This window comes from Pseudomonas nitroreducens (assembly GCF_014204515.1).
In the GTDB taxonomy this organism is placed as follows: domain Bacteria; phylum Pseudomonadota; class Gammaproteobacteria; order Pseudomonadales; family Pseudomonadaceae; genus Pseudomonas; species Pseudomonas nitritireducens_A.
The window spans coordinates 62,522-88,053 of record NZ_JACHLI010000033.1; the positions used below are offsets into that span (position 1 = coordinate 62,522).

General features: G+C 68.1%; 24 protein-coding genes. 14 read left to right on the forward strand and 10 right to left on the reverse strand.

The annotated features are described in order from the left end of the window. The first annotated feature begins 16 nt into the window (after positions 1-16). Positions 17-1,873, forward strand: a complete 1,857-nt coding sequence (locus tag HNP46_RS29010; protein ID WP_184596029.1) for a TonB-dependent receptor domain-containing protein — start codon at positions 17-19, stop codon at positions 1,871-1,873. A 718-nt stretch (positions 1,874-2,591) separates the two neighbouring features. On the opposite strand, the gene HNP46_RS29015 is transcribed toward HNP46_RS29010, so the two are convergent. The 4 genes from HNP46_RS29015 to HNP46_RS29030 are packed head-to-tail and all read right to left on the reverse strand — an operon-like array spanning position 2,592 to position 6,238. Continuing rightward, positions 2,592-3,191 carry an HAD family hydrolase gene (locus HNP46_RS29015; protein ID WP_184596075.1) on the reverse strand — a complete coding sequence of 200 codons (600 nt, stop codon included), beginning with the start codon at positions 3,189-3,191 and terminating at the stop codon, positions 2,592-2,594. Positions 3,192-3,199: 8 nt separating this feature from the next. Then, positions 3,200-4,069, reverse strand: coding sequence for an acyl-CoA thioesterase II (tesB, locus tag HNP46_RS29020; RefSeq protein WP_184596031.1), 870 nt, complete (start codon positions 4,067-4,069; stop codon positions 3,200-3,202). Between the two features lie 13 nt (positions 4,070-4,082). Further along, entirely contained in the window at positions 4,083-5,699 is a 1,617-nt protein-coding gene (locus tag HNP46_RS29025) for a nitroreductase family protein (RefSeq protein ID WP_184596033.1), read from the reverse strand. After that, a complete protein-coding gene (locus HNP46_RS29030; protein ID WP_184596035.1) occupies positions 5,696-6,238 on the reverse strand; it encodes a GNAT family N-acetyltransferase in 543 nt (180 codons plus the stop codon). Before HNP46_RS29030 ends, HNP46_RS29025 begins: the two co-directional genes overlap by 4 nt. Before the next feature lie 209 nt (positions 6,239-6,447). On the opposite strand from HNP46_RS29030, the gene HNP46_RS29035 reads away from it, so the two are divergent. Together HNP46_RS29035 and HNP46_RS29040 are read left to right on the forward strand one after the other, a co-directional pair. Beyond that, positions 6,448-7,653 (forward strand): MFS transporter, encoded by a 1,206-nt coding sequence (locus HNP46_RS29035; protein ID WP_184596037.1) that lies wholly within the window; start codon positions 6,448-6,450, stop codon positions 7,651-7,653. 76 nt (positions 7,654-7,729) lie between these two features. Further along, entirely contained in the window at positions 7,730-8,653 is a 924-nt protein-coding gene (locus tag HNP46_RS29040; protein WP_184596039.1) for a histone deacetylase family protein, read from the forward strand. On the opposite strand, the gene HNP46_RS29045 is transcribed toward HNP46_RS29040, so the two are convergent. Beyond that, a complete protein-coding gene (locus HNP46_RS29045) occupies positions 8,638-9,138 on the reverse strand; it encodes a hypothetical protein (RefSeq protein ID WP_184596041.1) in 501 nt (166 codons plus the stop codon). The genes HNP46_RS29040 and HNP46_RS29045 overlap by 16 nt on opposite strands. 374 nt (positions 9,139-9,512) lie before the next feature. Between HNP46_RS29045 and HNP46_RS29050 the strand changes: the two genes are divergently transcribed. From HNP46_RS29050 to HNP46_RS29060, 3 genes are all read left to right on the forward strand, one after another. Beyond that, positions 9,513-10,754, forward strand: coding sequence for a TIGR03862 family flavoprotein (locus tag HNP46_RS29050; RefSeq protein ID WP_184596043.1), 1,242 nt, complete (start codon positions 9,513-9,515; stop codon positions 10,752-10,754). Positions 10,755-10,813: 59 nt separating this feature from the next. Next, on the forward strand, positions 10,814-11,419 hold the full coding sequence (locus HNP46_RS29055; protein WP_184596045.1) for a GNAT family N-acetyltransferase: 606 nt from the start codon (positions 10,814-10,816) through the stop codon (positions 11,417-11,419). 87 nt (positions 11,420-11,506) lie between these two features. Continuing rightward, positions 11,507-11,875: a VOC family protein gene (locus HNP46_RS29060; RefSeq protein WP_184596047.1), complete on the forward strand. Its 369-nt coding sequence runs from the start codon at positions 11,507-11,509 to the stop codon at positions 11,873-11,875. Between the two features lie 325 nt (positions 11,876-12,200). Here HNP46_RS29060 and HNP46_RS29065 read toward each other — a convergent pair whose 3' ends face one another. The 3 genes from HNP46_RS29065 to HNP46_RS29075 all read right to left on the reverse strand — a co-directional run bounded on the left by HNP46_RS29065 (position 12,201) and on the right by HNP46_RS29075 (position 14,929). Further along, the gene (locus HNP46_RS29065; protein ID WP_184596049.1) at positions 12,201-13,559 is read right to left on the reverse strand and encodes a DEAD/DEAH box helicase; all 1,359 of its coding nucleotides are present in this window, start codon (positions 13,557-13,559) and stop codon (positions 12,201-12,203) included. A 50-nt stretch (positions 13,560-13,609) separates the two neighbouring features. Further along, positions 13,610-14,086: an NYN domain-containing protein gene (locus HNP46_RS29070; RefSeq protein WP_184596051.1), complete on the reverse strand. Its 477-nt coding sequence runs from the start codon at positions 14,084-14,086 to the stop codon at positions 13,610-13,612. A 93-nt stretch (positions 14,087-14,179) separates the two neighbouring features. Next, positions 14,180-14,929: a DUF2076 domain-containing protein gene (locus HNP46_RS29075; RefSeq protein WP_184596053.1), complete on the reverse strand. Its 750-nt coding sequence runs from the start codon at positions 14,927-14,929 to the stop codon at positions 14,180-14,182. 186 nt (positions 14,930-15,115) lie between these two features. Between HNP46_RS29075 and HNP46_RS29080 the strand changes: the two genes are divergently transcribed. The 4 genes from HNP46_RS29080 (at position 15,116) to HNP46_RS29095 (ending at position 18,410) form a co-directional block, all read left to right on the forward strand. Beyond that, positions 15,116-15,766: a YciC family protein gene (locus HNP46_RS29080; RefSeq protein ID WP_184596055.1), complete on the forward strand. Its 651-nt coding sequence runs from the start codon at positions 15,116-15,118 to the stop codon at positions 15,764-15,766. A gap of 100 nt (positions 15,767-15,866) precedes the next feature. After that, positions 15,867-16,298 carry a VOC family protein gene (locus HNP46_RS29085; protein WP_184596057.1) on the forward strand — a complete coding sequence of 144 codons (432 nt, stop codon included), beginning with the start codon at positions 15,867-15,869 and terminating at the stop codon, positions 16,296-16,298. A 160-nt stretch (positions 16,299-16,458) separates the two neighbouring features. Beyond that, positions 16,459-17,541: an endonuclease/exonuclease/phosphatase family protein gene (locus HNP46_RS29090; protein WP_184596059.1), complete on the forward strand. Its 1,083-nt coding sequence runs from the start codon at positions 16,459-16,461 to the stop codon at positions 17,539-17,541. 104 nt (positions 17,542-17,645) lie between these two features. Beyond that, a complete protein-coding gene (locus HNP46_RS29095) occupies positions 17,646-18,410 on the forward strand; it encodes a substrate-binding periplasmic protein (protein ID WP_184596061.1) in 765 nt (254 codons plus the stop codon). A 159-nt stretch (positions 18,411-18,569) separates the two neighbouring features. Here HNP46_RS29095 and hrpB read toward each other — a convergent pair whose 3' ends face one another. Further along, positions 18,570-21,101 (reverse strand): ATP-dependent helicase HrpB, encoded by a 2,532-nt coding sequence (gene hrpB / locus HNP46_RS29100; RefSeq protein ID WP_184596063.1) that lies wholly within the window; start codon positions 21,099-21,101, stop codon positions 18,570-18,572. A 192-nt stretch (positions 21,102-21,293) separates the two neighbouring features. Here hrpB and HNP46_RS29105 point away from each other — a divergent pair, with 192 nt between their 5' ends. From HNP46_RS29105 to HNP46_RS29115, 3 genes are read left to right on the forward strand one after another with little or no spacing between them, the layout of a single operon-like run. Then, complete coding sequence (locus HNP46_RS29105) at positions 21,294-21,710, forward strand: polyribonucleotide nucleotidyltransferase (RefSeq protein ID WP_184596065.1); 417 nt, start codon at positions 21,294-21,296, stop codon at positions 21,708-21,710. Position 21,711: 1 nt separating this feature from the next. Further along, complete coding sequence (locus tag HNP46_RS29110; RefSeq protein WP_184596067.1) at positions 21,712-22,224, forward strand: DinB family protein; 513 nt, start codon at positions 21,712-21,714, stop codon at positions 22,222-22,224. Further along, complete coding sequence (locus HNP46_RS29115) at positions 22,224-23,120, forward strand: cation diffusion facilitator family transporter (RefSeq protein WP_184596069.1); 897 nt, start codon at positions 22,224-22,226, stop codon at positions 23,118-23,120. Before HNP46_RS29110 ends, HNP46_RS29115 begins: the two co-directional genes overlap by 1 nt. A 6-nt stretch (positions 23,121-23,126) precedes the next feature. On the opposite strand, the gene HNP46_RS35685 is transcribed toward HNP46_RS29115, so the two are convergent. After that, positions 23,127-24,257 (reverse strand): DUF6515 family protein, encoded by a 1,131-nt coding sequence (locus tag HNP46_RS35685; RefSeq protein WP_221455156.1) that lies wholly within the window; start codon positions 24,255-24,257, stop codon positions 23,127-23,129. 442 nt (positions 24,258-24,699) lie between these two features. Here HNP46_RS35685 and HNP46_RS29125 point away from each other — a divergent pair, with 442 nt between their 5' ends. Then, a complete protein-coding gene (locus tag HNP46_RS29125) occupies positions 24,700-25,179 on the forward strand; it encodes an Lrp/AsnC family transcriptional regulator (protein WP_184596071.1) in 480 nt (159 codons plus the stop codon). Positions 25,180-25,532 lie beyond the last annotated feature (353 nt).

Here is a 25,532-nt window from a genome sequence, read left to right on the forward strand (position 1 = left end):
CTTTTGAGGACGCTCCATGAAACTGACCCGACTCGCCCTGGCCACCAGCCTGCTGCCCGGCATGGCCTTCGCCGCTGGCGACATCTACACACTCTCCGACCAGGTGATCACCTCCGCCCGCCAGGCCCAGCCGCGCGCTGAAGCCACCTCGGCCAACAGCGTGTTCACCCGCGCCGACATCGAACGCCTGCAGGTGCGCAGCGTCCCCGCCCTGCTCGCCCGCGTGCCTGGCGTGCAGATGGGCAGCTCCGGCGGCGTGGTGTCCTACTCCGTGCGCGGCACCAGCACCGCGCAGACCCTGGTGCTGGTGGACGGCCAGCGCATCGCCTCGGCCAGCAGCGGCATCGCCCGCCTGGACTACCTGAGCATCGACAGCATCGAGCGCGTCGAAGTGACCCGTGGCCCGCGTTCCGCGCTGTACGGCGCCGACGCCATCGGCGGGGTCATCCAGATCTTCACCCGCCGTGGCGAAGCCGGCCTGCACCCGGAAGTGCGCCTGGCCGCCGGCAGCCACGGCACCTTCGAGCGCAGCCTGAGCCTCTCCGGCGGCAACGAGCAGACCCGCTACAACCTCGGCGGCAGCCTGGACGAAAGCCATGGCTGGGACCGCACCAGCGACAACGTCGGCGCCGACAGCGACGACGACGCCCAGCGCAACAAGGCCGTGCACCTGAACCTGGACCACCGCTTCAACGAAGACTGGAAGGCCGGGCTGAACCTCAACGACCAGCGCGGCAAGAACGAATACGACGACGCCTACAACTTCGAGCCGGGCCGCCCGCAGGACGAGTTCCGCGTCAGCAGCTACAGCGCCTACCTCGACAGCCAGCTCACGCAGATGTGGAACAGCCACCTGGAGCTGGGCCGCAGCTTCGACCGCAACAAGGCCGTGGGCGCCGCCGACAGCTGGAACAACGGCACCCTGGAAACCACCCGCCACTCGGCGAGCTGGATCAACCGCCTGCAGCTGGACGAGGCCAACCAGTTGGCCCTGGGCACCGACTGGTACCAGGACAAGGTCGATGGCAGCACCGCCTTTGCCGACGATGAGCGCAGCAACCGCGCCTTCTTCGCCCAGCACAGCTTCAAGGGCGACAGCTTCGGCACCGAGCTGGGCATCCGCCACGACAACAACCAGGCCTACGGCAGCCAGAACAGCTGGAACGCCGCCTTCAGCCTGCCGGTGGGCGCCAGCCAGACCTGGATCGCCAGCTACGGCGAAGGCTTCCGCGCGCCGACCTTCAGCGACCTCTACTACCCCGGCGCGAGCAACCCGGACCTCAAGGCCGAGACCTCGAAGACCTACGAGCTGCAATGGCGTGGCGACTTCTCCGGCACGCACCTGGAAGCCTCGCTGTACCGCACCGAGATCGACGACCTGATCGCCTGGGACAGCACCAGCAACCAGCCGGAGAACATCAACAAGGCGCGCATCGACGGCTTCGAAGCCAGCGTCGCCCGCGAGGTACTCGGCTGGCAGGCGGCCCTCGGCCTGAGCCTGATCGACCCGCGCGACCGCGACACCGGCCACACCCTGCCGTACCGCGCGCGCCGCACCCTGAGCCTGGATCTGGACCGTCAGTTCGGCGCCTTCGGCGTCGGCGGCACCTGGCGCGCGGTCAGCCAGCGCTACGACGACGCGGCCAATACCCGCGAGCTTTCCGGGTACGGCGTGCTCGACCTGCGCAGCAGCTGGCTGGCCAGCGACGAAATCCGCTTCGACCTGAAGCTGGATAACGCCCTGGACCGCAACTACACCCTGGGCGACTACCTGCGCCCGACCAGCCCGATGGACTATCTGGGCGAAGCCCGCCCCTACCGCGAACCGGGCCGCACCGCACTGCTGGCGGTGACCTGGACGCCGGAGCTGTAAGGGACCTCTGCGCAGGAACCTTTCGTAGGGCGCATAACCTGGAACAGGTTATCCGCCACCAGCGCCACCAGCGCCGTCGGCGGATAACGCTGACGCGTTATGCGCCCTACGAAACGGCAATGCCAGGCGCTTTCGCAGGATGGCGTGGAGCGAAGCGATACCCATCGCTTCCTCCGCCACCGCATGGGTATCGCCCAGGCTCCACCCATCCTACGGATCTGGCATGGCATTCGGCGAACGCTGCACTTCCCCACAACGCCGAGCAGCCCCCTCACCCTCTGGGAGAGGGTTGGGGTGAGGGAAAAGCGGTGCACCGAACTCGACCTTCATCCGCAATGCTCTTGCGTGGCGGATGCCAATCGCGGACGGAGTCCGCTCCTACGCGCGGTCCGATATCGCGCGCCGGGCTTGATCCGTAGGAGCGGACTCCGTCCGCGATACGTTCATGCGACAGCGGACAGTCGCGAGCAGAGATCCTGCCCAGTTTCGTAGGGCGCATAACCTGGAACAGGTTATCCGCCACCAGCGCCATCGGCAGATAACGCTGGCGCGTTATGCACCCTACAGCCCGGACGGAAAACCGGCGTGGAAATGGGTTCGCGAGCAAGCTCGCTCCTACCGGTTCGAAGTACTCGATAGTCCGGAGCAAGCCGCGTAGTTCTTCGTAGGATCGAGGGGGACGCCTAGTTCTTGCTCGCGAACCCGCCTGGCAGCGGACTCAGCCCAGAACCCCGGCCATCCGCCCCAGCTCCGCGCAGTCCTGCGCATGCCAGTCGGTGAGTTCCGGCCAGGGATTTTCAGCCAGGTTGACCAGCGCACTGTGCGCCCCCGCCGCGCGGGCGCAGTCGAGATCGAAGCGGTAATCGCCGACCATCAGCATCCGCTGCGGCGCCACGTCCCAGCGCGCGGCGAGGCGCAGCAGGCCGTCCGGGCTGGGCTTGGGATCGGCCTCGCCACGGCCGAGCACGTCCTCGGTGAGGAAGCAGTCGCCGATGCCGATGGCCGCCAGCGTAATCAGCGCCAGCTCATGGGCATTGCGGGTGAGGATGCCCAGGCGGTAGCCGGCGCCATGCAGCGCGCGCACCAGCTCCACCGCGCCGGGAGCGGCTTTGGACGCCACCGCCAGCTCGCGCTCGTGCTCCAGCAGCCAGGCATGCTTGGCCGCCGCCTCGTCTTCCGGCAGCGCGGCCAGGTGGGTGAGGATGTCGTGCTCCTGGGGAATCCCCAGGGCCCGCTTGATCGCCGGGAAGTCGTGCACCGCCAGGGTCAGGGTGCCGTCCATGTCGAACACCCAATGGCGGATGTCGCCCAGCTCCATGACTGGGCTCATGCCCAATCCTCGCGGCGGCGGATCAGGCCTTCCTGGGTCGAGGAAGCGACCAGCTGGCCGTCACGGTTGAAGATGCTGCCACGCACGAAACCGCGGCCATTGCCGGCCCAGGGGCTATCGATGGCGTAGAGCAGCCACTCGTCCGCGCGCAGGTCGCGGTGGAACCACACGGAATGGTCGATGGTGGCGACCTGCATGTCCTTCTGCCACACCGAGCGGCCGTGGGGCAGCAGCGAGGTGGTGAGGAAGCCGAAGTCCGAGGCGTAGGCGAGGATGTACTTGTGCAGCGCCGGCACGTCCGGCAGCTTGCCGTCGGCGCGCAGCCAGAGGTACTTGATCGGTTCGCCGATCTCCGGATCGTAGGGGTCGTTCTCGGTTACCGGGCGGATTTCGATGGGCTTGGGGTAGAGCAGCTTGTCGCGGATGCGCTCGGGGAACTGCTCGGCGCTGCGCTTCTTCAGCTCCTGATCGGTGGGCAGGTTCTCCGGGCCGACCACGTCGGGCATGGCGATCTGGTGCTCGAAGCCACCCTCGTCGGTCTGGAACGAAGTGCTCAGGGCGAAGATCGGCTGGCCCTTCTGGATCGCAGTGACGCGGCGGGTACTGAAGGTGCCGCCGTCACGTACGCGGTCGACCTGGTAGACCACCGGCTTGCTGGCGTCGCCCGGGCGCAGGAAGTAGCCGTGCATCGAGTGCACGTGGCGCTCCGGCTCGACGGTCTGGCTGGCCGCCGACAGCGCCTGGCCGAGCACCTGCCCGCCGTACAGCTGGCGGAACCCGAGGTCCTGGCTCGTGCCGCGGAACAGGTTCTCTTCGATCTGTTCCAGGCTCAGCAGAGCCACCAGGTTGTCCAGGATCTGGGTCATGCGTGTTGTGTCCTCAAGTGCGGTCTTGCTGAAGTGGGGGTCGGCGCGGCGCGCTGTAGGCGGGCAGGCTGGTGAGCCGGTCATCCCAGACCGCGCGGCCGATGGTGAAATGATAGAGGCTGACCGGGCAGTCCGAACCTCCGCCCAGCAGTTCTTCCAGCGCCGGGTCGAAATAGCAGCCGATGCCAGTGCCGGAAATTCCCGCGGCCTCGGCTTCCAGGTAGAGCAACTGGCCGATCTGTCCGGTCTCCCAGTACAGGCGCGGGTAGGTCCAGGCGCCTTCGGCCAGCGCGGCGTCGAGATCGGCGAGCATGGCGAAGGCGACGCAGCCGTCGCTGGCGATGTCCTGCCCGCAGGAGAGGAACGCCGACAGTCCACGCGCATCGCCCGACAGCAGGCGATACAGCGGCACGCCGCTCTCCTCCACCGGCTGCCACAGGTAATCCTCGCGCAACCCGCCCGCCTCGCGGCCGCTGCGGCCCAGCCAATACAGGCCCGGCTCCAGGCCCTGGACGCGATGGACGAACAGCAGCAGGTCGACACGCGTCGGCTCGCCGCTGCAGGCGAAGGGCACCGGCGAGCGCTCCGGCATCAGCCGGCGCAGCCAGGCGTACAGCAGTTCGGCATGGATACCGCTACGGCCGTCCATGGACTGCGCGCTGCGCCGCCTATGGAGGATCGGGCGCAGCGGCAGGCCGGGGTTATCCACAGCCGCCTCGGCATTCGGCGCAGCCCAGTTGCCGGCCGCCAGCGCGGGCGCGCGGCACAGCGAGTGCACCCGCTCCAGCTCCGGCCAGTGGCGATAGTCCCGCGACAGGCGATTGGGCGTGCCGGCCAGCGGCAGCTCGGCGAGACCTTTCAGCAAAGCGTCGGCTAGCGGGAATTCAGCCGACTGCGCGGGACCGATCCACAGCAGCGCATCGGCGAACTCGCGCTCGCTGAAACCTTCGCGATCCAGGCCGATCAGTGAATCCAGTCGGGACTCGGCCACACCGCGCAGCAGGCGTACTTCCCAGCCCTGGATCGCCGCGGCGATACCCAGGCAGGCCAGCGCGTGGCCGAGGTCATGATTGCAGTAGCGGTAGGCGCGCTCGCCGTACTTCCAGGCCTCGCGCCAGGGAATGCTCGCCAGCGCCAGCAGGAAACCGCCGGCGGGCAGGGCGTCGCCCAGTTGTTCGGCCAAAGGCGCAGGCAGTTCGGCACGCACCTCCAGCACATGCTGGTCGGCGCTGTAGTGCGCCAGCAGCGCGGCGTTATCCACAGTCCCGGAGGGCAGCAGCAGATAGGCCTCGGTCGGGTGCAGGTTGCCGCTGGACGGGTTGACCCGCAGCGCCCAGCGGTTGCCGCCGGCTTCCTTCCAGGCGGAGATCGCCAGGCTGTCATAGAGCAGTTGCGAGACGCTGGCCAGATTCAGCGGCGCGGGTGCGCCGAGCGGGCCGGCAAAGACTTCGTCATAGCCCGGCGACTCTTCCTGCGGCCGGTGCAGCAGCTCGATGCAGCGCGTCCCGGCATAGCGGCGGAAGGCCGCCGGCTGGGTCGCCCAGTCGAGCTGGCCGGGGCCGGGAGCGAAACGCTCCGGGCGATGGCTACTGAGGTCGTGATAAGCGCGCACGCCGTCTTCGGGCGTCATGGGCGGCGAATCCGGTAGAGCACGTGCGGGCGCAGCGCATGGCCTTCCGGCAGGCGCGGATGCTCGAAATTACCGCCCTCGTCACGCTGCAGGCCCAGGCGCTGCATCAGCCCCTGGGACGGCAGGTTGGCCGGCACGGTGAAGGCAACCACCTCGTCCAGCTGCAACTGCTCGAAGGCGTACGCCAAGGCCGCACGCGCAGCCTCCAGCGCGTAACCCTGGCGCCAGTAGGCGGCATTGAAGCGCCAGCCGATTTCCACCGCCGGGGTGAAGGCCGCCTCGAAGGACACGTGCTGCAGACCGAGCACGCCGATGAAGGCGCCATCCGCGCGGCGCTCGACTATCCACTGGCCGAAGCCGTGCTCGTCGAAATGCTTGAGGATACGTGCGGCCAGCAGGTCGCTGTCCTCGCGGCTCATGCAGGCGGGGAAGTGGCGCATCACCTCGGCGTCGGCGTTGAGCGCGGCGAAGGGCGCCAGGTCGTCGTGACGCCACGGCCGCAGCAGCAGGCGCTCGGTGGTCAGGCTGGGAACATCCATGGGAATCATCGCGGCTCATCGGAGGTCACCATGATACCCGCCAGCGAGCCGATGGGACGCACTCCGTCTGACCAGGCGCAATCGATTCAGCACAGAAGCGCCTTCATCTGGTATTTTTCTCCTACCTTCGCTGTCGGTCACTGCCTTGACCGTGCTCACGCAGACAGCCGCGCCGCCACGGCGCACCTCAAAAAGACCAAGGAAACCCCATGACGACCTCCACCACCGGACTGCAACGCAGTACGGCCCTGGTGCTTTTCGCTTTGGCTGTCGGCGGCTTCGCCATCGGCACCACCGAATTCGCCACCATGAGCCTGCTGCCCTATTTCGCCCCGGCCCTGGGCATCGACGCCCCCACCGCCGGCCACGTGATCAGTGCCTACGCCCTGGGCGTGGTGGTGGGTGCGCCGCTGCTGGCGGTGCTCGGCGCGCGCCTGCCGCGGCGGACCCTGCTGGTGCTGCTGATGGCGCTGTTCGCCGTCGGCAACGGCTTGAGCGCCCTGGCGCCGACCTACCACTGGATGCTGCTGTTCCGCTTCATCAGCGGCCTGCCCCACGGCGCCTACTTCGGCATCGCCGCGCTGGTCGCCGCCTCGGTGGTGCCGCCGCACCGGCGTACCGTGGCGGTTGGACGGATGTTCCTCGGCCTCACCGTCGCCACCATCATCGGCGTGCCGCTGGCCAACTGGCTGAGCCAGGCCGTGGGCTGGCGCTGGAGCTTCGCCCTGGTGGCGGCGCTGGGCGTGCTGACGATGATCTGCGTACGCCTGCTGGCGCCCTACTCGCCGGCCGAGCCGGACTCCAGCCCGCTGCGCGAACTGGGTGCTCTCAAGCGCGGCCAGGTGTGGCTGACCCTGGGCATCGGCGCCATCGGCTTCGGCGGCCTGTTCGCGGTGTACACCTACCTGGCCGACATCCTCGGCGCGGTGACCCACGTCTCGCCAAGCATCGTGCCGCTGGTGATGGCGGTGTTCGGCATCGGCATGACCCTGGGCAACCTGTTCATCCCGGTACTCGCCGACCGCGCGGTGATGCCCACCGCCGGCGGCCTGCTGATGTGGAGCGCGGTGGTGCTGGCGATCTTCCCGTTCACCGCGGGGAACATCTGGACCATCTCGATCTGCGTGTTCTTCGTCGGCTTCGGCGGCGCCCTGGGCACCGTGCTGCAGACCCGCCTGATGGACGTCGCCGAAGACGCCCAGGGCCTGGCCGCGGCGCTCAACCACTCGGCGTTCAACTTCGCCAACGCCCTGGGCCCCTACCTCGGCGGCCTGGCCCTGGCGGCCGGCTACGGCTGGACCTCGCCGGGCTGGGTCGGCAGCCTGCTGGCGATCGGCGGCTTCGTGCTGTGGTCGGTCTCGCTGGCCACCAGCCGCAGCGCGCAGCGCAACGCGGCGGTCTCCAACGAAGGCTGATCCCTGCCTGAAAACCAAAGGGCCGGCGCAATGCCGGCCCTTTCGTTCGTGCCTGAGCTCGGCGTACCCTGGCGCCATGCCGCTACCCCTGGTCTACCACGACGACTACAGTCCGCCCTTCCCGGACAACCATCGCTTCCCCATGGAGAAGTTCCGCCTGCTGCGCGACCACCTGGTGGACAGCGGGCTGGTCAGCGACGCGCAGTTGCTGCGTCCGGAACTCTGCCCGGTGGATATCCTCGCCCTGGCCCATGACCGCGACTACATCGAGCGCTACTGCAGCGGCGCGATGGAGCGCGAGGAACTGCGCCGCCTCGGCCTGCCCTGGACGCAAGCGCTGGCTCAACGCACGGTGCGCGCGGTGGGCGGCTCGCTGCTCAGCGCCGAACTGGCGCTCCAGCACGGCCTGGCCTGTCACCTGGCCGGCGGCACGCACCACGCGCACTTCGACCACGCCTCGGGCTTCTGCATCTTCAACGACCTGGCGGTGATCAGCCTGTACCTGCTGGAAAGCGGCAAGGCCAATCGCGTGCTGATCTTCGATTGCGACGTGCACCAGGGCGACGGCACCGCGCGCATCCTGGAGAACGTACCGGATGCGGTGACGGTGTCCTTGCACTGCGAGAAGAACTTCCCCGCACGCAAGGCGCAGAGCGACTGGGACATCGCCCTGCCGCTGCACCTGGGGGACGGGGAATACCTGAAGGTGGTGCAGGAGGCGCTGGACTACCTGCTGCCGCTGTACCAGCCGGACATCGTGCTCTACGACGCCGGCGTGGACGTGCACAAGGACGACGCCCTGGGCTACCTGCAGCTGACCGACGCCGGCCTGGCCGCGCGGGACGAATTCGTCATCCGTCGCTGCCTGGCCAGCGATATCCCGGTGGTCGGCGTGATCGGCGGCGGCTACGACAAGGACCGCCAGGCCCTGGCGCGGCGCCACGGCATCCTGCACCACAGCGCTGCGCGGGTGGCAGCCGAGTTTCAGTTGGCGCGGTAGCGCGAATTGTTGGTGTCCATGCGCGAAGGCAGACGCTGCTGTTCCCAGCGTGCCAGCTCGTGGTCGGAGAAAGCCAGCAGAGCCGCGGCGCGTGGCCGGCAGTCGGCAGCGTAGTGCTTCTCGCAGAAGCGCATCACCTGCTCGGGCACATGGTGCTGCAACAGCTCCTGGGCACGCAGCGGCCCCGCGTATTGCAGGTAGCGCGGCAGCAGGCGGCTCCAGTTGGTGAACACATAGAGGTTGTGCAGCGCGATCTGGATCGACAGCAGCTCCAGCACCCGTTGCTCGAACTTCTGCTTGGAACCCGTCAGGTTCTTGTTCAGACGCACCACCATGTGGGCCACTGCCTCGTTGAGCAGGGCGCGGATCTCCTCGCTGGGGAGCGCACGGATGACGATGTCGAGGCCATTCACTCGCACGCGGGTGTCGCTGCCCTCCACCCAAAGGTGGGCCTCATGGGAGCGAAGATAATCACGAACTTTCATTGGCAGTCGGACCGATGTTGCAAGAGCCCGGCATGCTGATGGATTCACAAAAGCGCCAACATCGGCGGAATCTCATTCGGCCGTCAGAAATCTCGCAAGCCCTGTGACCGACGCCGCTTCAGGTTGCAGAGAAAATCCTCTGCGGACTGCACCCTTGCTGACAGACACAACGATCCCAGCCAGCGCATTCCCACAACGTCCCGCCGGTTTTCCACCATCGCTGTGGAGCAGCCTGTGGATAAGCTGCGGGAAAGCCGCCGCCACGCCCGCCCCCGCAGGCTTAGCGGCTACTGGACGGAAAATGAGCAACCGACGCCCGGCGCCGCTGCGCTAGAATGGCGCCCTTCCCGCACTTCCTCGCCTGGCCCCTGCGCATGACCGATTCCCGCCCACTCGCCCCCCGTACCGCCCTCGTCATCGGCGGCGGTCCTGCCGGCCTGATGGCGGCCGAAGTCCTGGCCGGCGCCGGTGTGCAGGTGCAGTTGCTGGATGCCATGCCCTCGGTCGGGCGCAAGTTCCTGCTGGCCGGCGTGGGCGGCATGAACATCACCCATTCCGAAGCCCCCGAGCCGTTCCTCTCGCGCTACGGCCAGCGCGCACCAGCCCTCGCACCACTGATCGCGGCCTTCGACAACCAGGCGCTGTGCGCGTGGATTCACGGCCTGGGCATCCAGACCTTCGTCGGCACTTCCGGCCGGGTCTTTCCCACCGACATGAAGGCGGCGCCGCTGCTGCGCGCCTGGCTCAAGCGCCTGCGCGAAGCCGGCGTGGTTATCCACACCCGCCACCGCTGGCTGGGCTGGGACGCCGACGGCGCACTGCTGATCGAAGGCCCGCAAGGCCAGCGCAGCCTGAATGCCGACGTCACCGTGCTGGCCCTCGGCGGTGGCAGCTGGCAGCGCCTGGGCTCGGACGGCGCCTGGGTGCCGCTGCTGGCCGAACGCGCGGTGGCTGTTGCCCCGCTACGCCCGGCCAACTGCGGTTTCGAGGTAGCCGGCTGGAGCGAGTTCTTCCGCGACAAGTTCGCCGGCGCGCCGGTCAAGCCGGTAGCGCTGGCGCTGGCCGGCGACGCGCCGCGCCAGGGCGAGTTCGTGGTCACCGCTGGCGGCATCGAGGGCAGCCTGGTCTATGCGCTGTCCGCCGGTATTCGCGAACGCATCGAACAGACCGGCAGCGCCACCGTGCACCTCGACCTGCTGCCCAACCGCAGCCTGGAACAGGTCGCCCAGGCCGTTGCGCAGCCGCGCGGTTCCAAATCCATGGCCAACCACCTGCGCGGCCGGCTGGGGCTGGACGGCGTGCGCGCCGGCCTGTTGCGCGAGTTGTCCACAGCTGCCGACTACGCCGACCCGCAGCGCCTCGCCCAGTTGATCAAGGCGCTGCCGCTCACCGTCGTACGTCCCCGTCCGCTGGACGAAGCCATCAGCAGCGCCGGCGGCGTCACCTTCGAGGCGCTGGACGAACAGCTGATGCTCAAGGCGCTGCCCGGCGTGTTCTGCGCCGGCGAGATGCTCGACTGGGAAGCGCCCACCGGCGGCTACCTGCTCACCGCCTGCTTCGCCAGCGGTCGCGCGGCCGGGCTGGGCGCACTGCAGTGGCTGCAAGCGCAAGGCTGATCGCTGCTTTCATGGAACCATGGTGCTAGATTGCCGATTCCCTCTCAGGAGTCGCCTGCATGCCGCTGACCTTCCGCCGCGCCCGCCCCGCTGATGTCGACGCCGCCGTCCCGCTGATCTACAGCTCCGGCCCGGACGCCTTCGACTACGCCTTTGCCCGCCCCGGCCGCAACACTGCCCAGGACTTCCTGCGCTACGCGTTCGTCCAGGGCGGCGGGCAGTTCGGCTGGCGCCAGCACTGGGTCGGCGAACAGGACGGCCAGGTGGTGGCAGCTGGCACGGTGTTCGGCGGCGAGGCGAACCTGGGCTACATGCTGGCCGCCACACGGCAGATTCTCGGCTACTTCGGCCTGGGCTCGGCTGGCGTGATGCGCCGCGGCCTGCAGCTGGAAAGGATCATCTGCCCGCCGCCGCGCAGGACGCTGTACCTTGCGCACCTGGGCGTAATCCCGACGCTGCGCGGCGAAGGCCTGGGCAGCCAGTTGATCGAGCACTTCCTGCAGCTGGGCCGCAGCAGTGGCCTGCCCATGGCGGCACTGGATGTCTCCACGGCCAACCCCAAGGCCCAGGCGCTCTATGAGCGGCTGGGCTTCAGCGTACAGGTGGAGCGCGTCTCGACCCTGCCGGGCGTGGCGGGCAGCCGCTACATGCAGCGCCAGCTCTGAGTTAGACTCGCGGCCAGCCGCCCGACAGAGGCGGCGCGCTGCTCCGCCGTCGAAACAGCCTGCTCACGACTCACCAGGAAGGTTCCCATGAGCACCGCCAGCGTCGAACTGAAAGTCTTCGTCCCCGCCCGCGACTTCGCCCTCTCCCAGCAGTTCTACCAGGACCTGGGCTTCAACTCACCGTGGCATTCCGAGGAGCTCGCCTACTTCCACCATGGCGACCACTGCGCGTTCCTGCTGCAGAACTACTACGTCAAGGAATTCGCCGAGAACCTGATGCTGCACCTGCTGGTGGAAGACGCCGACGCCTGGTACGCAAAGGTCCGCGACGCCGGCCTCGCCGAGCGCTACGGCGTGCGCCTGGGCGAGCCGGAAGACCAGCCCTGGAAGATGCGCGACTTCACCCTGCACGACCCCAGCGGGGTGCTGTGGCGGATCGGGCATAACCTCGACTGAGTCGGCGGCACCGGCATGACCTGGCCAACGTCTTGACGCTTACGAGCCCTGGGAGTCATCGGTGCTCGTGGACTTGTGGGAGCAACCGTCTTCTTCTGAAAGTCCGTGCCTGTGTTCCCCTCTCCCTGAAGGAAGAGGGGACCGTTCGGTAAAGGCGGAAACCTTAGCGTCAGCCGGCACGGACAGCTCCCTCTCCCATCAGGGAGAAGGCGGAGGGAGAGGGGCCCGCAGCGCAGAGGTTTCCAGGTAGGAGCGGACTCCGTCCGCGATGGCAACCGGTGTGAGGCGGACCTATCGCGGACGAAGTCCGCTCCTGCGACAGCAATCAGCGCTTTTTTCCGGCCGGCTTGGTGCCGGCGGGTTTGCCCCCCGCCGGCTTTCCACCCAGGCCGAAGCCCGGCGCCTTGCGCACCGCCTTGACCTGCGGCTTGTCGTCCAGCAGCGAGCCGAGGTGCACCTTGCCCGGCTTGCCTTCGGGCACCTTGGGTTGCTTGGGCTTCTTCGGCTTCTTGGTGATCTGGCCACCTGGGGCGGTGACGGGCACCCGGTGCTCGGCCTCGAAACCGTCTTCTTCCTGGCGCGGCAGGGTCTGGCCGATCAGCGTCTCGATGGCCGCCAGCTGCTGCACTTCATCGGCGCAGACCAGCGAGATCGCCTGGCCACTGGCGCCGGCGCGGCCGGTACGGCCGATGCGGTGCACATAGTCCTCGGGGACGATGGGCAGGTCGAAGTTGACCACCAGCGGCATCTCCTGGATATCCAGGCCACGGGCGGCGACGTCGGTGGCGACGAGGAAATCCACCTCGCCGGCCTTGAACCGCGCCAGGGCCCGCAGGCGCGACGGCTGCGGCTTGTCGCCGTGGATCGAATCGGCGCGGATGCCTTGCTTGTGCAGCACATCGACCAGCTCGTCGACGCCCTTGCGGGTCTTGGCGAACACCAGCGCCTGGCGCCAGCCCTGCTCGCGCAACAGGTGCAGGAACAGCTCGGCCTTGCGCTTCTTGTCCACGGTGAGCAGGTGCTGCTTCACCGACTTGGCAGCGGTGTTGCGCGGCGCCACGTCGATGGTCAGCGGGTCGCGCAGCAGCTCGCGGGCCATCTGGCGGATGGCGTCGGAGAAGGTCGCGGAGAACAGCAGGGTCTGCCGGCGCCGGGGCAGCGCGGCGAAGACTTCGTCCAGCTCGCGGGCAAAGCCGAGGTCGAGCATGCGGTCAGCCTCGTCCAGCACCAGGGCCTGCAGCTGGTTGAATTTCAGCGCGTTCTGCCGGCACAGGTCGAGCAGGCGGCCGGGGGTGGCGACCAGCACGTCGACGCCCTTGCGCAGCTTCATCATCTGCGGGTTGATGCTGACCCCGCCGTAGGCCACGGCGGTGCGCAGCGGCACGTGCTGGCCGTAGGCGCGGAAGCTTTCGTGCACCTGCTCGGCCAGCTCGCGGGTCGGCACCAGCACCAGCGCGCGGATGGAGTTGGCGGCTACCTGCGGGCCTTCCTGCAGCAGCTTCTGCAGCAGCGGCAGGGCGAAGCCGGCGGTCTTGCCGGTGCCGGTCTGGGCGGCGGCCAGCAGGTCGCGGCCCTTGAGCACGGCCGGGATGGCCTGGGCCTGCACCGCCGTCGGGTTCTGGTAGCCGAGCCCGTCGAGGGCGCGCAGGAGAGGGTCGATCAGGCCGAGGGTGGCGAAGGTCATGGAGCGCTCGCAGAAACGATTCGGAATGGCCGGCATTGTAGCCGCAAGGGTCAGGAACGCAGCAGCAGCGCGCCTTCGATGGGCACGTAGCGGCTGGCCGCGCGGATCAGCGCCTGGGCGGTGAGGCCCGGCACGCCGTAGGCGGTGGCGTCGGTGCCGCCGGCACGGACGCGGTCCAGCAGCAGGTCGAAATCGCCGTCGCCGGAGGCCAGGACGATCTCATCCACGTTCGGCGCGGCGTCGAGGATGTCGATGGTGATGCCCACGTCCCAGTCGCCCTTGGCCGAGCCGTCGGCGCGCTGGATGTAGGGCTTGAGCTTCACGGTGAAGCCGAGCTTGCGCAGGATCTGCTGGAACTGCTGCTGTTTCGCATCGCCGCGGTCGATGGCGTACGCGTAGGCCTGGACGATGCTGCCCTGGGCGCTCAGCTCGGCCCACAGGGCGGCGTAGTTGAAGTGGCAGCCATAGGCCTGACGCACGGTGTAGTAGAGGTTCTGCACGTCGGCGAACAGGGCGATGGTCTTCAACGGTGACTCCGGAACTCGAACAGCGGGGGCGCATTATCGGCACAGCGGCGCGCCCCCGCCAGTCCCGGCGGGCGGGACAGCTTCGCGGGAGGCTCAGCTGAACATGTCGCCGTCGTCACCACCGAAGAAGCCGGAGTCGTCGCCGAAGCTGCCGCCGTCGTCGTAGTTGCTGTCACTGAAGTTGTTGTCGGCATAGCGGTCGCCGCCGCCGAAGGAGTCGTCGCCGCGCGAGTCGTCGAAGCCCGAAGGCTCCGGCTGGACCGGCTGTTCCTGGATCACCTCGACGATTTCCTGCGGCTGGTTGTGGTGGAACATGCTGGTCAGCAGGTCGGCGACCATCACCCCACCGGCCACGCCTGCAGCGGTCTGCAGGGCACCGCGCATGAAGCCGCCGCCCTGGGGCGCAGCCTGGGCCGGTTGGGACGGACGGAAATCGTTCGGGTTGCCGGCAGCGGGGTTGTTCGCATAGGCCGCATTGCTGCCGGTCGGTTGCGAAAAGCGCGTCTGACCCCAGCCATCCGGGCGCTGCTGCGCCTGGTCCTGGCGCGGTTGCTGGCTCTGGCCACCGCCGAACAACCCGGCGAGGAAGCCGCCGCTGCTCGGACGTTGCTCCTGGGCCCTGGCCTGCTGCGCCTCCAGCTCCTTGACGCGCTGGTCCAGGCGCTTGATCGCCGCTTCCTGGATCAGCATCGCCTGGGCCATGTAGTACGGCGCGGCCGGCTGTTGCACCAGGTGCCGGTTGATCTGCGCTTCGGCATCGGCGTCGCGCGGGGCAGTCTGCGCCTCGGCGTCGCGCAGGCGGGCGAACAGGCCATCGATCAGGGATTGCTCTTCGGAATTCATGGCGGACCTCGGGTGAGCGGGTGGATCGACAACGGATGCCCGCAGGGGCATCACGGGTTGGCACATGGCTTTGAATGTTTGGAGCGGGTCGGAAAAAAACAAGTTCCGGTCGCAGAATTCTTGCGTCTTCTACCTGAGGGTTTGCTTAAGTTAGAGTCGAAGCCCTCGGACAGTATCGGGTTACTGATGAATCCCCTCTCCATCCTTCGCGACACCTGGTTCTTCTTCTCCCGCCACCTCGGCATCCTGGTGCCGCTGTGCCTGCCGTGGATCGTCTTCGAGACGCTGGTGCAGCAGCAGATCAACGTCGCCGCCGGTTCGCAGAACTTCGCCCCCTGGGGCATGGCCGCCGGGCTGGTGTTCTACCCGATCTACACCGCCAGCCTGATCCTCTACATGATCGACACCGGCGAAGGCGTCGAACGCAGCGTGCGCGAACTGTGGAGCGCCGCGTTGCGCCTGTGGCCGGCCTTCGCCCTGCTCTCGGCGATCACTTCGCTGCTGATCGTGGTGGGCCTGTCGCTGCTGGTGCTGCCGGGCATCTTCGTCATGATCAAGCTGGCCTTCGCCGAGTTCCTGCTGGTACAGCGCGGCCGCACGCCCATCGATTCGATGCGCGAAAGCTTCAGCCTGACCACCGGGCATTTCTTCCTGCTGCTGACCACCTCCCTGGCCATTCTCGCCCCGGTGTGGATCGCCGAAGGCTGGATCACCGACACCAGCCGGGACGCGCCGGTGCTGGGCGTGGTGCTGCATTCGCTGAGCGGCTTCTTCCAGCTGCTGCTGACGGTGGCGGCCTACCGCATCTTCATCCTGCTGGGCCGCGAGGAGGCCTGAGCGGCAGCAAGTCGCAACAAATCCCCCGGCATATTCCCCGGCACATCGCGCGTCGGGGTTCTACGCTGGAGTCTCTCTTTCCCGAGTATGGAGACTCGCCGTGAATGACTTCCCGCCCAGCTGCCTGTCGCACATATCCATCGGCACCAACGACTACCCGCGCGCCAAGGCGTTCTATGACGCCGTGCTGGCGACCCTGGGCTGCCGGCCGATCATGGAACACCCCGGCGCCGTGGCCTACGGCCGCGCCTTCCCCGAGTTCTGGCTGCAGACGCCGATCGACGGACGCCCGGCCGGCATCGGCAACGGCACCCACTTCGGCTTCATGGCCATTTCCCGCGAACAGGTGGACGCCTTCTACCGCGCCGCCATCGCCGCCGGCGCCAGCGACGACGGTGCGCCCGGCCCCCGTCCGCTCTACGGCGAACCCTATTACGGCTGCTTCGTGCGCGACCTCGACGGGCACAAGATCGAGGCGTCGTTCTGGGACCTGACGCTGGCGGACGGCGGCTTCGACGCACACTCGCACTGAGCCCGCCACGGCAACCGCACGGCCCGCGCAAGGCCCGGACGGCGCAGCTGTCAGCATCCGGCAGCAGGTTGCCGGATGCTTCACGCGGCAACTGCGCAGGTGAAATGCGCGGTCACAGCCACTATCCTCTGGAGCGAACAAGCCCAGCCCCTGGTCACCCATGAGCCTCTCGCTTCGCCGCCGCTTCCTCTTCGTGCTGTTCATCGCCCTGCTGCTCGTCGCCACTGCCGCCGCCTGGCTGCTGGCCTGGCACCCTGCCGAGCGCGAAGCGCTGGCCGCCCAGTGCCGCGCCCCGGCGCCGCAGCTGCAACCGGGGCAGGCGCTGAAGGTGATGACCTGGAACGTCCAGTACCTGGCCGGCAAGCGCTACATCTTCTGGGACGACCTGCCCGACACCACCGGCCCGGACGACCGCCCCAGCCCCGCGGACATCGCCAACAGCCTCGACGAGGTGGTGCGGGTGATCCGCGACGAAGCGCCGGACATCGTCCTGCTGCAGGAGGTCGACGACGGCGCCGCCGCCACCGGCAAGGTGGACCAGCAGGCACTGATCGGCGACCGCCTGAGCGACCTCTACCCCTGCTCCGCCGCCGCCTTCGACTGGAAGGCGCGCTTCGATCCCAACCCCCACGTATGGGGCAGCGCCGGACGCAAGCTGGTGACCTTCAGCCGCTTCCAGATCGCCAGCGCCGAACGCATCGCCCTGCCGCAACGCTCTTCGATTCCGCTGCTGCGTCTGTTCGCTCCGCAACCGGCGCTGCTGCTGAGCGACCTGCCGATTCGCGGCGGCGGCCATTTCAGCGTGATCAACACGCGCCTGGAACGCCCCGATGGCGATGACACGCCGCAGCGCCAGGTCGAAGCCCTGGAAGCCCAGCTGAGTACCCTGCAGGCCGCCGGCCGCCCGTGGCTGCTGGGCGGCGATCTCGGTCTGCTGCCCCTGGGCCAGTACCCCTACCTGCCGGACGTCCTGCGCGCGCCCTATCGCCCCAACAGTGAGCTGAACCTGCTGGCGGCGCGCTTCCCGGTGATCCCGGCGGTGGAAGAATCCAGCGGCGTCGACCAGGAAAACTGGTACACCCACTTCCCCAACGACCCGCGCGTGCACAAGCCCGACCGCACCCTCGACTACCTGTTCCACAGTCCCGGCCTGAGCCGCGTCGATGCCCGCGTGCGCCGCCACGACACGCTGCGTATCTCCAACCACCTGCCGTTGATCGCGCGCTTCCTGCTGCCCCACTGAGGGCTGCGGCACATCGCCGCCGGTGACAGCTGGACAAGTGCGACACGGCGGTCGCATGCTCGGCGCGCTTCGAACAAAAACGATAACGAGCATCCAGGCCATCCATGCATTTGCGCCGACTCGCCGGGCCGATCCTCGCCCTGCTCTGCCTCAACGCCGTCGCCGTCGACCGCCCCACGCTGGCCGACCGCCTGCCGCACCCGCTGCCGGCGCTGACCGTCGGCTACTACGAGTTCCCGCCCTACACCTACACCGCCGCCGATGGCAGCACCCGCGGCAGTGGCGCCGAGATGGTCCGCCGCATCCTCCTCAAGGCCGGCTACCGCGCCGACTTCCGCGCGCTGCCCAGCGCCCGCGTGTACCTCGGCCTGCAGGATGGCAGCGTGCAGGTCTGGGCCGGCGCACCGGGCAAGGTGGAGCTGGCGGGGACGACGCTGGAATGCGAGCGCACCCTCGGGCATGTCGAGCTGAACCTCTACCACCTGCCCTCGCGCCCCTCGCCGAAGTTGCCCGAAGGCCTCAGCGGCAGCCGGGTGATCCTGATCAGCGGCTACAGCTACTGGCGGCCCATCACCGACCTGCTGGCCGACCCCGGACTGAAACTCGAACTGCACCGCACCGGCACCCATGCCGCCGCCCTGCAGATGCTCGAACGCGGCCGCGGCGACTACCTGATCGACTACCAGACCCCGGTGGAACAGGCGCGCCGCGAACTGAACATGGCGCCGCTGACCTCCGACCGCCTCTACAGCGTGCCGACCAAGCTGATCATCTCGCGCCGTGCCCCCGATGCCGAAGGCCTGCGCGCACAGCTGGACCGTGCCTACGACGAACTGCAGGCGGCCGGTTACGAGATGAAACTGCCCTGAGCGAGATGAGTGGAGCCGCAAAGCCTCTGCAAAAAACTGCGCGAGGCTTGATCCCTGGGTAGGAGCGGACTCCGTCCGCGATCGCTATCCGGCGGCTCCGAGCTTGATGGTTGGCCATCGCGGACGAAGTCCGCTCCTACGACACCCCAAGCGCCGGAGCTACGCCTTGCGCGGCTTCGCCCGCGCCGTCGGCTCGGCGATCAGCGGATCGTCCGGCCAATAGTGTTTCGGGTAGCGCCCCTTCAGGTCCTTCTTCACTTCGGCGTAGGTACTGCGCCAGAAGTTGGCCAGGTCCTGGGTCACCTGCACCGGCCGCTGCGCCGGGGACAGCAGGTGCAACTTCACGGCCACCCGCCCCCCGGCGATGCGCGGCGTGTCGGCCAGGCCGAACAGCTCCTGCAGGCGCACCGCGAGCACCGGTGGGAACTCGCTGTAGTCCAGGCGAATGTTCGAGCCCGAGGGCACCTGCAGCGTGCGCGGCGCCAGTTCGTCCAGGCGCTGCGGTAGCGGCCAGGGCAGCAGCGCGTGGAGAATCCCGCTCAATTCCAGGTTGGCGAAGTGCGACAACCGCGAGACCTTGCCCAGGTACGGCAGCAGCCAGTCCTCCAGCGAGCTCAGTAAGGCAGCGTCGCTGACGTCCGGCCACTCACTGGCGCCCTTGCCTTCCAGATCCAGCCGGCGCAGCAGGGCGATGCGCGCCTGCCACTGGCGCAGCTCCGGCGTCCACGGCAGCAACTCCAGCCCCTTGCGCCGCACCAATCCGAGCAGCGCGCGGCTGCGGGCCTCGGCGTCGAGGTTGGGCAGCGCCTCGCTGGACAGCACCAGTTCGCCGACCTTGCGCTGGCGCTCAGCGCGCAGCACACCTTCGCGTTCGTCCCAGTCCAGCTCGTCGTGGACGCTGACCTGCTCGGCGAGGATCGTCTCGAACAGCGCCGGCTCCAGCGCCGCTGCCAGGTAGATGCGCTCTTCGCGCTGGCCCTGGCGGCTGCCGAGGTCGGCGATCACCAGCCAGCCTTCCTTCATCAGCGCGTCCGGCTCGCCGAACAGCGCGGCGCGGCCGTTGGCCAGGCGATATTCGCCACCACCGGCACGGCGTTGACGGGCGATGCGATCCGGGTAGGCGAAAGCCAGCAGGCCGCCCAGCCAGCGCGGATGATCGGGATCGGCCACCGGCTCGCAGGCCGGGCCGCGCAGGTAGCCCTTGAACTGCCGCGCCAGTTGGCGAATGCGCTGCACCGCGCCGCGACTGGCGCGCGGACCGCTCTGCTCGCCGGCCAGCAGGGCGATGCGCTGATGCAGGTCGGCATCGTTGCCGCGCAGGATGTCGCGCTCGCCCAGCAGGGCCGCCAGGTCACAGGCCAGCGGCCCCAGCCCCAGCGCATGGCCGCGCAGCAGCAGGTGGGCGATTCGCGGGTGCGCCGGCACTTCGGCCATGGCCTGGCCGTGAGCGGTGAGGCTGCCGCCACCGGCGCGGGAAGCCAGCGCGCCGAGGCGCTCCAGCAGGTCCTGGGCCTGTGCATAAGCGGCGGCAGGCGGCAGGTCGAGCCAGGCCAGCTCCTGCGGGGCGACGCCCCAGCGCGCCAGCTGCAGGGCGAGGCCGGCGAGATCCGCCTGGAGGATTTCCGCCGCGCCGTAGGCCGGCAGTTGCTCGTGCTGCGCCTCGGACCACAGGCGATAGCAGGCGCCCGGTTCCAGTCGCCCGGCGCGCCCGGCCCGTTGTGTCGCGGAGGCGCGGGAGATGCGCTGGGTCTCCAGGCGAGTCATGCCGCTGCCCGGATCGAAGCGCGGCACGCGCGCCAGCCCGGCATCCACCACGACGCGCACGCCGTCGATGGTCAGGCTGGTTTCGGCGATGTTGGTCGCCAGCACCACCTTGCGCTTGCCCGGCGGCGCGGGCTCGATGGCGGCGCGCTGGGCGTCGAGGTCGAGTTCGCCGTGCAGCGGGCAGATGAGTATTTCGGGGCGACCGCCCAGCGCGTCGCCCAGTTGCTCGGCAACGCGGCGAATCTCCGCCTGGCCGGGCAAGAATACCAGCAGGCTGCCGGACTCGTCGGCCAGGGCCTGCTGCACCGTCTGCAGCACTCGCGGCTCGATGAATTCGCCGGCCTGCCACGGCCGGCCCCAGCGGATGTCCACCGGGAACATGCGCCCCTCGCTGCGCACCACCGGCGCATCGTCGAGCAACGCGGACAGCCGCTCGCCCTCCAGCGTCGCCGACATCACCAGCACCTTGAGCGGCGGCTCGTCGCGCAGCAGCGCGCGGCCGTTGAGGGTCAGCGCCAGGGCGAGGTCGGCGTCCAGAGAGCGCTCGTGGAATTCGTCGAAGATCACCAGCCCCACGCCTTCCAGCGCCGGATCGTCCTGCAGGCGGCGAGCGAGGATGCCCTCGGTGACCACTTCGATGCGTGTCTTCGGCCCGACCCTGCTGTCCAGGCGAATGCGGTAACCGACGGTCTCGCCGACCTTCTCGCCCAACTCCGCGGCCAGCCTTTCGGCGGCAGCGCGGGCAGCCAGCCGACGCGGCTCCAGCATCAGGATCGATTGCCCGTCCAGCCACGCCTCACCCAGCAGCGCCAGCGGCACGCGGGTGGTCTTGCCGGCGCCGGGCGGCGCCTCCAGCACCACCTCGTGGCGCTCGGCCAGGGCCTGGCGCAGGGCGGGAAGGACGCTGTCGATGGGAAGGGCGTGCATGCCGGCTCCTGGAACTCGATTTTCATAAGGCGGTAACCCGGCTTTCGCGCGGGGCGGCGATTATAGCGGGCGAACCGCGATGCCAACTCGGCAGTCATAGAAGCAACGAGAACGCTGGCTAGTGCGAATCTGCCAGCAGCGGTTCAGGACTCGTTGTTATAGTTGTCCGCATTATCCTCCCGGAGGTTTTCCATGCGTCTTGCCACTCGAGTCTCCTGCGCCGTTCTGAGCGCCGCCCTGTTCAGCCAGCTGACCGCCTGCGGCACCCTGTTCTACCCTGATCGCCGTGGCCAGATCGACGGCAAGATCGACCCGGCGGTTGCCGCCCTGGACGCCGTCGGACTGTTGTTCTACATCATCCCGGGGCTGATCGCCTTCGGCGTAGACTTCGCCACCGGCGCGATCTACCTGCCCGACGAGAAGTACTCGGTCGCCCCGGAAAAGCTCAAGGATGCGGTGAGTGAAGACGGCACCGTGGACAAGGCTAAACTCAAGGCGATCCTCGAGCGTGAAACCGGCCGCAGCCTGCCCCTGGACGACCCGCGTCTGATCCAGCGCAGCGGTGGCCTCCAACAACTCGCCAGCCTGGGCCTGCGCCCGGAGGCCTGACATGCACGGCGCTCTCGCTTCACACCTTCAGCAACTCCTGGCGTACCACCAGTGGGCCTACGAACGCATCCTGGAGGCCGTCGCGCCGCTGGATGAAGAGGCCTACCGCGAACCGCGCGGGCTGTTCTTCGGCAGCCTGCACGGCACCCTCAACCACCTGGCGGTGGTCGATCGCATCTGGTTTGCCCGTGTGCAGCGCGAGCCCTGGCAGTTCGAACGGCTCGACGCCGAGGCCGCGCCGGATCGCGCCGGCCTCGCCGACTTCATCAACGACGGTGTCGGCGCCTGGCGCCTGTGGCTGAGCAAGCAGAGCGACGCCACCCTCGGAACCCAGCTGGACTACCGCAACATGGCTGGGCAGGAACATCGCCAGAGCCTGGCGAACATCGTCCAGCACCTGGTCAACCACGGCACCCACCACCGCGGGCAGATGAGCGCCGCGCTCACCGCCCTGGGCCAGAAGGCGCCGCTGCTGGACTACATCTACTTCCTGCCCAACCGCCTGGACAGCTGATGCTCAAGCACGCCAGCCACGCCCACCTGATGCGGCTGGCGACCTTTGCCTCGCTTGGCGTCGCCACTACCCTGATCGTCGCCAAGGCCATCGCCTGGTGGCTCAGCGGCTCGGTCAGCCTGCTGGCCGGCCTGACCGACTCGCTGCTCGACGGCGCCGCGTCCTTCCTCAACCTGTTGGCGGTGCACTACGCCATCCGTCCCGCCGACGACGACCACCGCTATGGCCACGGCAAGGCGGAGTCGCTGTCAGGGCTGGCGCAGGCGCTGTTCATCGCGGTCAGCGCGGTGCTGGTCGGCGCCCAGGCCATCGACCGCCTGCAGCACCCCGAGCCGGTGGAAGCGGTCGGCTGGGGCATCGCGGTGATGATCCTGTCGCTGGTGCTTACCGCCGGCCTGCTGACGGTGCAGGGCTACGTGGTGAAGATCACCGGTTCCAACGCCATCCGCGCCGACTCCCTGCACTACCGCTCGGACCTGCTGCTCAACAGCAGCATCCTGGTGGCGCTGCTGCTGGCGCAGTTCGGCTGGCAACGGATGGATGCGATCTTCGGCCTGGGCATTGCCTTCTACATCCTCTGGAGCTCGTTCCAGATCGCCCGCGAATCCGTTGCGGTGCTGATGGACGAGGAACTGCCGCCGGACGTCAGCACGCGCATGCTCGAACTGGTGCGCGAGGTCCCCGGCGTGCTCGGCGCCCACGACCTGCGCACGCGGATTTCCGGCACCCACTGGTTCGTCCAACTGCACCTGGAACTGCCCGGCGAACTGTCACTGTCGAAGGCACATCACCTGTGCGACGAAGCGGTGCTGGCGATCCACAAGGAATTTCCGCGGGCCGAGGTGCTGGTGCACGCCGACCCGCAGGAAGTGGTGGGCAGGGAAACCATCAGTTAGAGAGCATCAGTTGATGCTGTAGCCGCGCCCGCTCAGGCACGCGCCCAGGGCGCGACGATAGTTATCGGCGACGTAGGCCGGCGGCGCGTAACTCGCCGAGGCCGGGTCGAAACCACTCTGCTGCACCGCCCAGCCATGGCACTCGTAGCGGTCGCGCGCCTGCTGGTCCGGCCCCTGGTTGTACATGGGGTAGGCGATCACGTCGTACCCAGTCTGCGCCACCGCCACCGGTTGCGGCTGCTGCGGCGGCGCCACCACTTCATAGTCCTGCGAGCTGGCCTGCCACAGGTAATAGGTGCCAGCGGCGAGGAAGTAGCCGATGCTGCCGATCCACACCTGCTCGGCGTAGGACGGCAGGTAGCGCACGCGAACGCCGTAGGGCGGGGTCACCACCACATAGCGTGCGCCATAGGGGCGATACCAGTAGCCGTCGTTGAAGAAGTAGTCGCTGCCGCGATAGGGCACGCGGTAATGCCCCGGCGGCATGCTGCTCACCACATAGCCCGGACGCCAATAGGACGGATGCGGCCCCCAGTTGCCGTGGGGCGGCGGGCGGCCCTGCCAGTTGTTGCCCGGCGGCGGACGCACTTCGTGGGAGCCGAACTTGCCCCCATCGCCGTGGCCATTGTTGGCCGGCGGGCGATTCTGCCATTGGCTGTCGCCGTACCCCGGCGGACGGCCCTGGCCGCCCTGCCACTGGTTGCCGTTGTTGCCATTCTGGCCCGGCGGGCGGCCATTGCCGTGATCATTGCCATTGCCACCCGGAGGGCGGCCCTGCCACTGACCGTTGTTATTGCCATTGCCCGGCGGATGGCCTTGCCACTGCCCGTTGTTGCCGCCACCAGGCGGACGACCCTGCCACTGACCATTGTTGCCGCCACCGGGCGGGCGACCCTGCCAGCCGCCGCCGGAGCCACTCGGCACTTCATGGGAGCCGAACTTGCCACCGCCGGCATTGCCCGGGTTGCCGGAATGCCCGCCGTTGTTCGAACCACCCGACGGCCGCCCCTGGCTCGGCGGCTGCCCCTGTCCACCCTGCGCCGGCGCACCGCCAAAGTCGGCCGCGGTGGCCGCCTGCACGGCCAGGGCCAGTGAGAGCACTGCTAGGGAGGCGAACTGCCCGATGCCCGACTTCATGGATTCCTCACTTCGGCGACGGCCGAAAACAGTGATGTGACAATGCCATAGACCACGCCTCAACGCCCGCATTGCAAGGCACTGGGTAAAGTCAGGGTAAAGATGGCGGGACAAATCGCAGGCAAGAAAAAAGGGAGGCTCGTCAGCCTCCCTTTGTGGAATCTCGTCCTGCTCGTCGCTGTTGGCGCCGGCTCACCTCGCTCCGCCTTCTGGGCAGTGCGTAGCCCGGTGGCCGGCGCGATCCTGTGGGGTCGGCGAGCCGCGAAGCGCCTGATTGGGCGGATCGCAGGGGGACGTGATGTCCGGGCTGTGAATCTGGGAGAAATAGTACGGCGACAACGCGGGGAAATGATTGCTAAGATTGCTCACACAGGCATCACCTGAGCAACAAATAACTAAAAATTACGCCACAAGCGCAATTCAATGGAAACATGAGGCTTTCATGAACAAGCTGGACCGCTACGACCTGCGAATTCTTGCCGAACTGCAACGCGATGCGCGCATTTCCAACCAGGAACTGGCCGAACGCATCGGCCTGTCGCCCTCGCCCTGCTCGCGGCGGGTCAAGCAGCTCGAGGACGACGGCTACATCGTCCGCCAGGTCGCCCTGCTGGACAGCAAGAAGCTCGGCCTGAGCCTCACCGCCTTCGTGCTGATCGGCATGGACCGACACACGCCTGAGCGTTTCGAGCACTTCCAGCAGATCATCGGCAAGTGCCCCGAGGTACTCGAATGCAGCCTGGTGACCGGGATGGACGCGGATTACCAGCTCAAGGTAATGGTGCCGGACATGGAACACTACCAGCACTTCCTGCTCGGCACCCTGACCCGCATCGAGGGTGTGACCAGCGTGCGGTCGAGCTTCGTGCTGCGCAATGTGATGGCGAGTACCGAGTTGCCGCTGGATCACTTGCGGGTCTGAGCCCGCTTTTCGTAGGAGCGAGCTCGCGAACCGCACGGTCCCGAGCCAATCGCGGACGGAGTCCGCTCCTACGCAAACGGAAAGTAGCAGCGCCAACTTGTAGGAACGCCCCTGCGCACGGTCACGGACCCACCTGGATGGGGCTCTCGGCGTTGGTCGGTTCGCGAGCAAGCTCGCTCCTACAAAAAGCATCAGCACCGAAACCGGCTTTGGTTTTGGCTCTGAAGACTTCCAGAGAAACACCCGCGCACTCCGAATGCCCCGTTCAGGAGGCCTCGTTGAAGCGCAGTTTCAGGGGTTGAGCGACATGGATGTCGCGAGAGCGCTGTCGGGCCAGGGATGGCCCGTCAGCG

Bases quoted from the DNA above. Each gene is read 5' to 3' on its own strand.
- HNP46_RS29080 (WP_184596055.1), top strand. From the start codon at position 15,116: ATGAATCCCCTCTCCATCCTTCGCGACACCTGGTTCTTCTTCTCCCGC.
- HNP46_RS29015 (WP_184596075.1), bottom strand. From the start codon at position 3,191: ATGGAGCTGGGCGACATCCGCCATTGGGTGTTCGACATGGACGGCACC.
- tesB (WP_184596031.1), bottom strand. From the start codon at position 4,069: ATGACCCAGATCCTGGACAACCTGGTGGCTCTGCTGAGCCTGGAACAG.
- HNP46_RS29110 (WP_184596067.1), top strand. From the start codon at position 21,712: ATGCACGGCGCTCTCGCTTCACACCTTCAGCAACTCCTGGCGTACCAC.
- HNP46_RS29105 (WP_184596065.1), top strand. From the start codon at position 21,294: ATGCGTCTTGCCACTCGAGTCTCCTGCGCCGTTCTGAGCGCCGCCCTG.
- HNP46_RS29065 (WP_184596049.1), bottom strand. From the start codon at position 13,559: ATGACCTTCGCCACCCTCGGCCTGATCGACCCTCTCCTGCGCGCCCTC.
- HNP46_RS29035 (WP_184596037.1), top strand. From the start codon at position 6,448: ATGACGACCTCCACCACCGGACTGCAACGCAGTACGGCCCTGGTGCTT.
- hrpB (WP_184596063.1), bottom strand. From the start codon at position 21,101: ATGCACGCCCTTCCCATCGACAGCGTCCTTCCCGCCCTGCGCCAGGCC.
- HNP46_RS29040 (WP_184596039.1), top strand. From the start codon at position 7,730: ATGCCGCTACCCCTGGTCTACCACGACGACTACAGTCCGCCCTTCCCG.
- HNP46_RS29095 (WP_184596061.1), top strand. From the start codon at position 17,646: ATGCATTTGCGCCGACTCGCCGGGCCGATCCTCGCCCTGCTCTGCCTC.
- HNP46_RS29050 (WP_184596043.1), top strand. From the start codon at position 9,513: ATGACCGATTCCCGCCCACTCGCCCCCCGTACCGCCCTCGTCATCGGC.
- HNP46_RS29075 (WP_184596053.1), bottom strand. From the start codon at position 14,929: ATGAATTCCGAAGAGCAATCCCTGATCGATGGCCTGTTCGCCCGCCTG.
- HNP46_RS29030 (WP_184596035.1), bottom strand. From the start codon at position 6,238: ATGGATGTTCCCAGCCTGACCACCGAGCGCCTGCTGCTGCGGCCGTGG.
- HNP46_RS29045 (WP_184596041.1), bottom strand. From the start codon at position 9,138: ATGAAAGTTCGTGATTATCTTCGCTCCCATGAGGCCCACCTTTGGGTG.
- HNP46_RS35685 (WP_221455156.1), bottom strand. From the start codon at position 24,257: ATGAAGTCGGGCATCGGGCAGTTCGCCTCCCTAGCAGTGCTCTCACTG.
- HNP46_RS29125 (WP_184596071.1), top strand. From the start codon at position 24,700: ATGAACAAGCTGGACCGCTACGACCTGCGAATTCTTGCCGAACTGCAA.
- HNP46_RS29115 (WP_184596069.1), top strand. From the start codon at position 22,224: ATGCTCAAGCACGCCAGCCACGCCCACCTGATGCGGCTGGCGACCTTT.
- HNP46_RS29060 (WP_184596047.1), top strand. From the start codon at position 11,507: ATGAGCACCGCCAGCGTCGAACTGAAAGTCTTCGTCCCCGCCCGCGAC.
- HNP46_RS29010 (WP_184596029.1), top strand. From the start codon at position 17: ATGAAACTGACCCGACTCGCCCTGGCCACCAGCCTGCTGCCCGGCATG.
- HNP46_RS29055 (WP_184596045.1), top strand. From the start codon at position 10,814: ATGCCGCTGACCTTCCGCCGCGCCCGCCCCGCTGATGTCGACGCCGCC.
- HNP46_RS29025 (WP_184596033.1), bottom strand. From the start codon at position 5,699: ATGACGCCCGAAGACGGCGTGCGCGCTTATCACGACCTCAGTAGCCAT.
- HNP46_RS29090 (WP_184596059.1), top strand. From the start codon at position 16,459: ATGAGCCTCTCGCTTCGCCGCCGCTTCCTCTTCGTGCTGTTCATCGCC.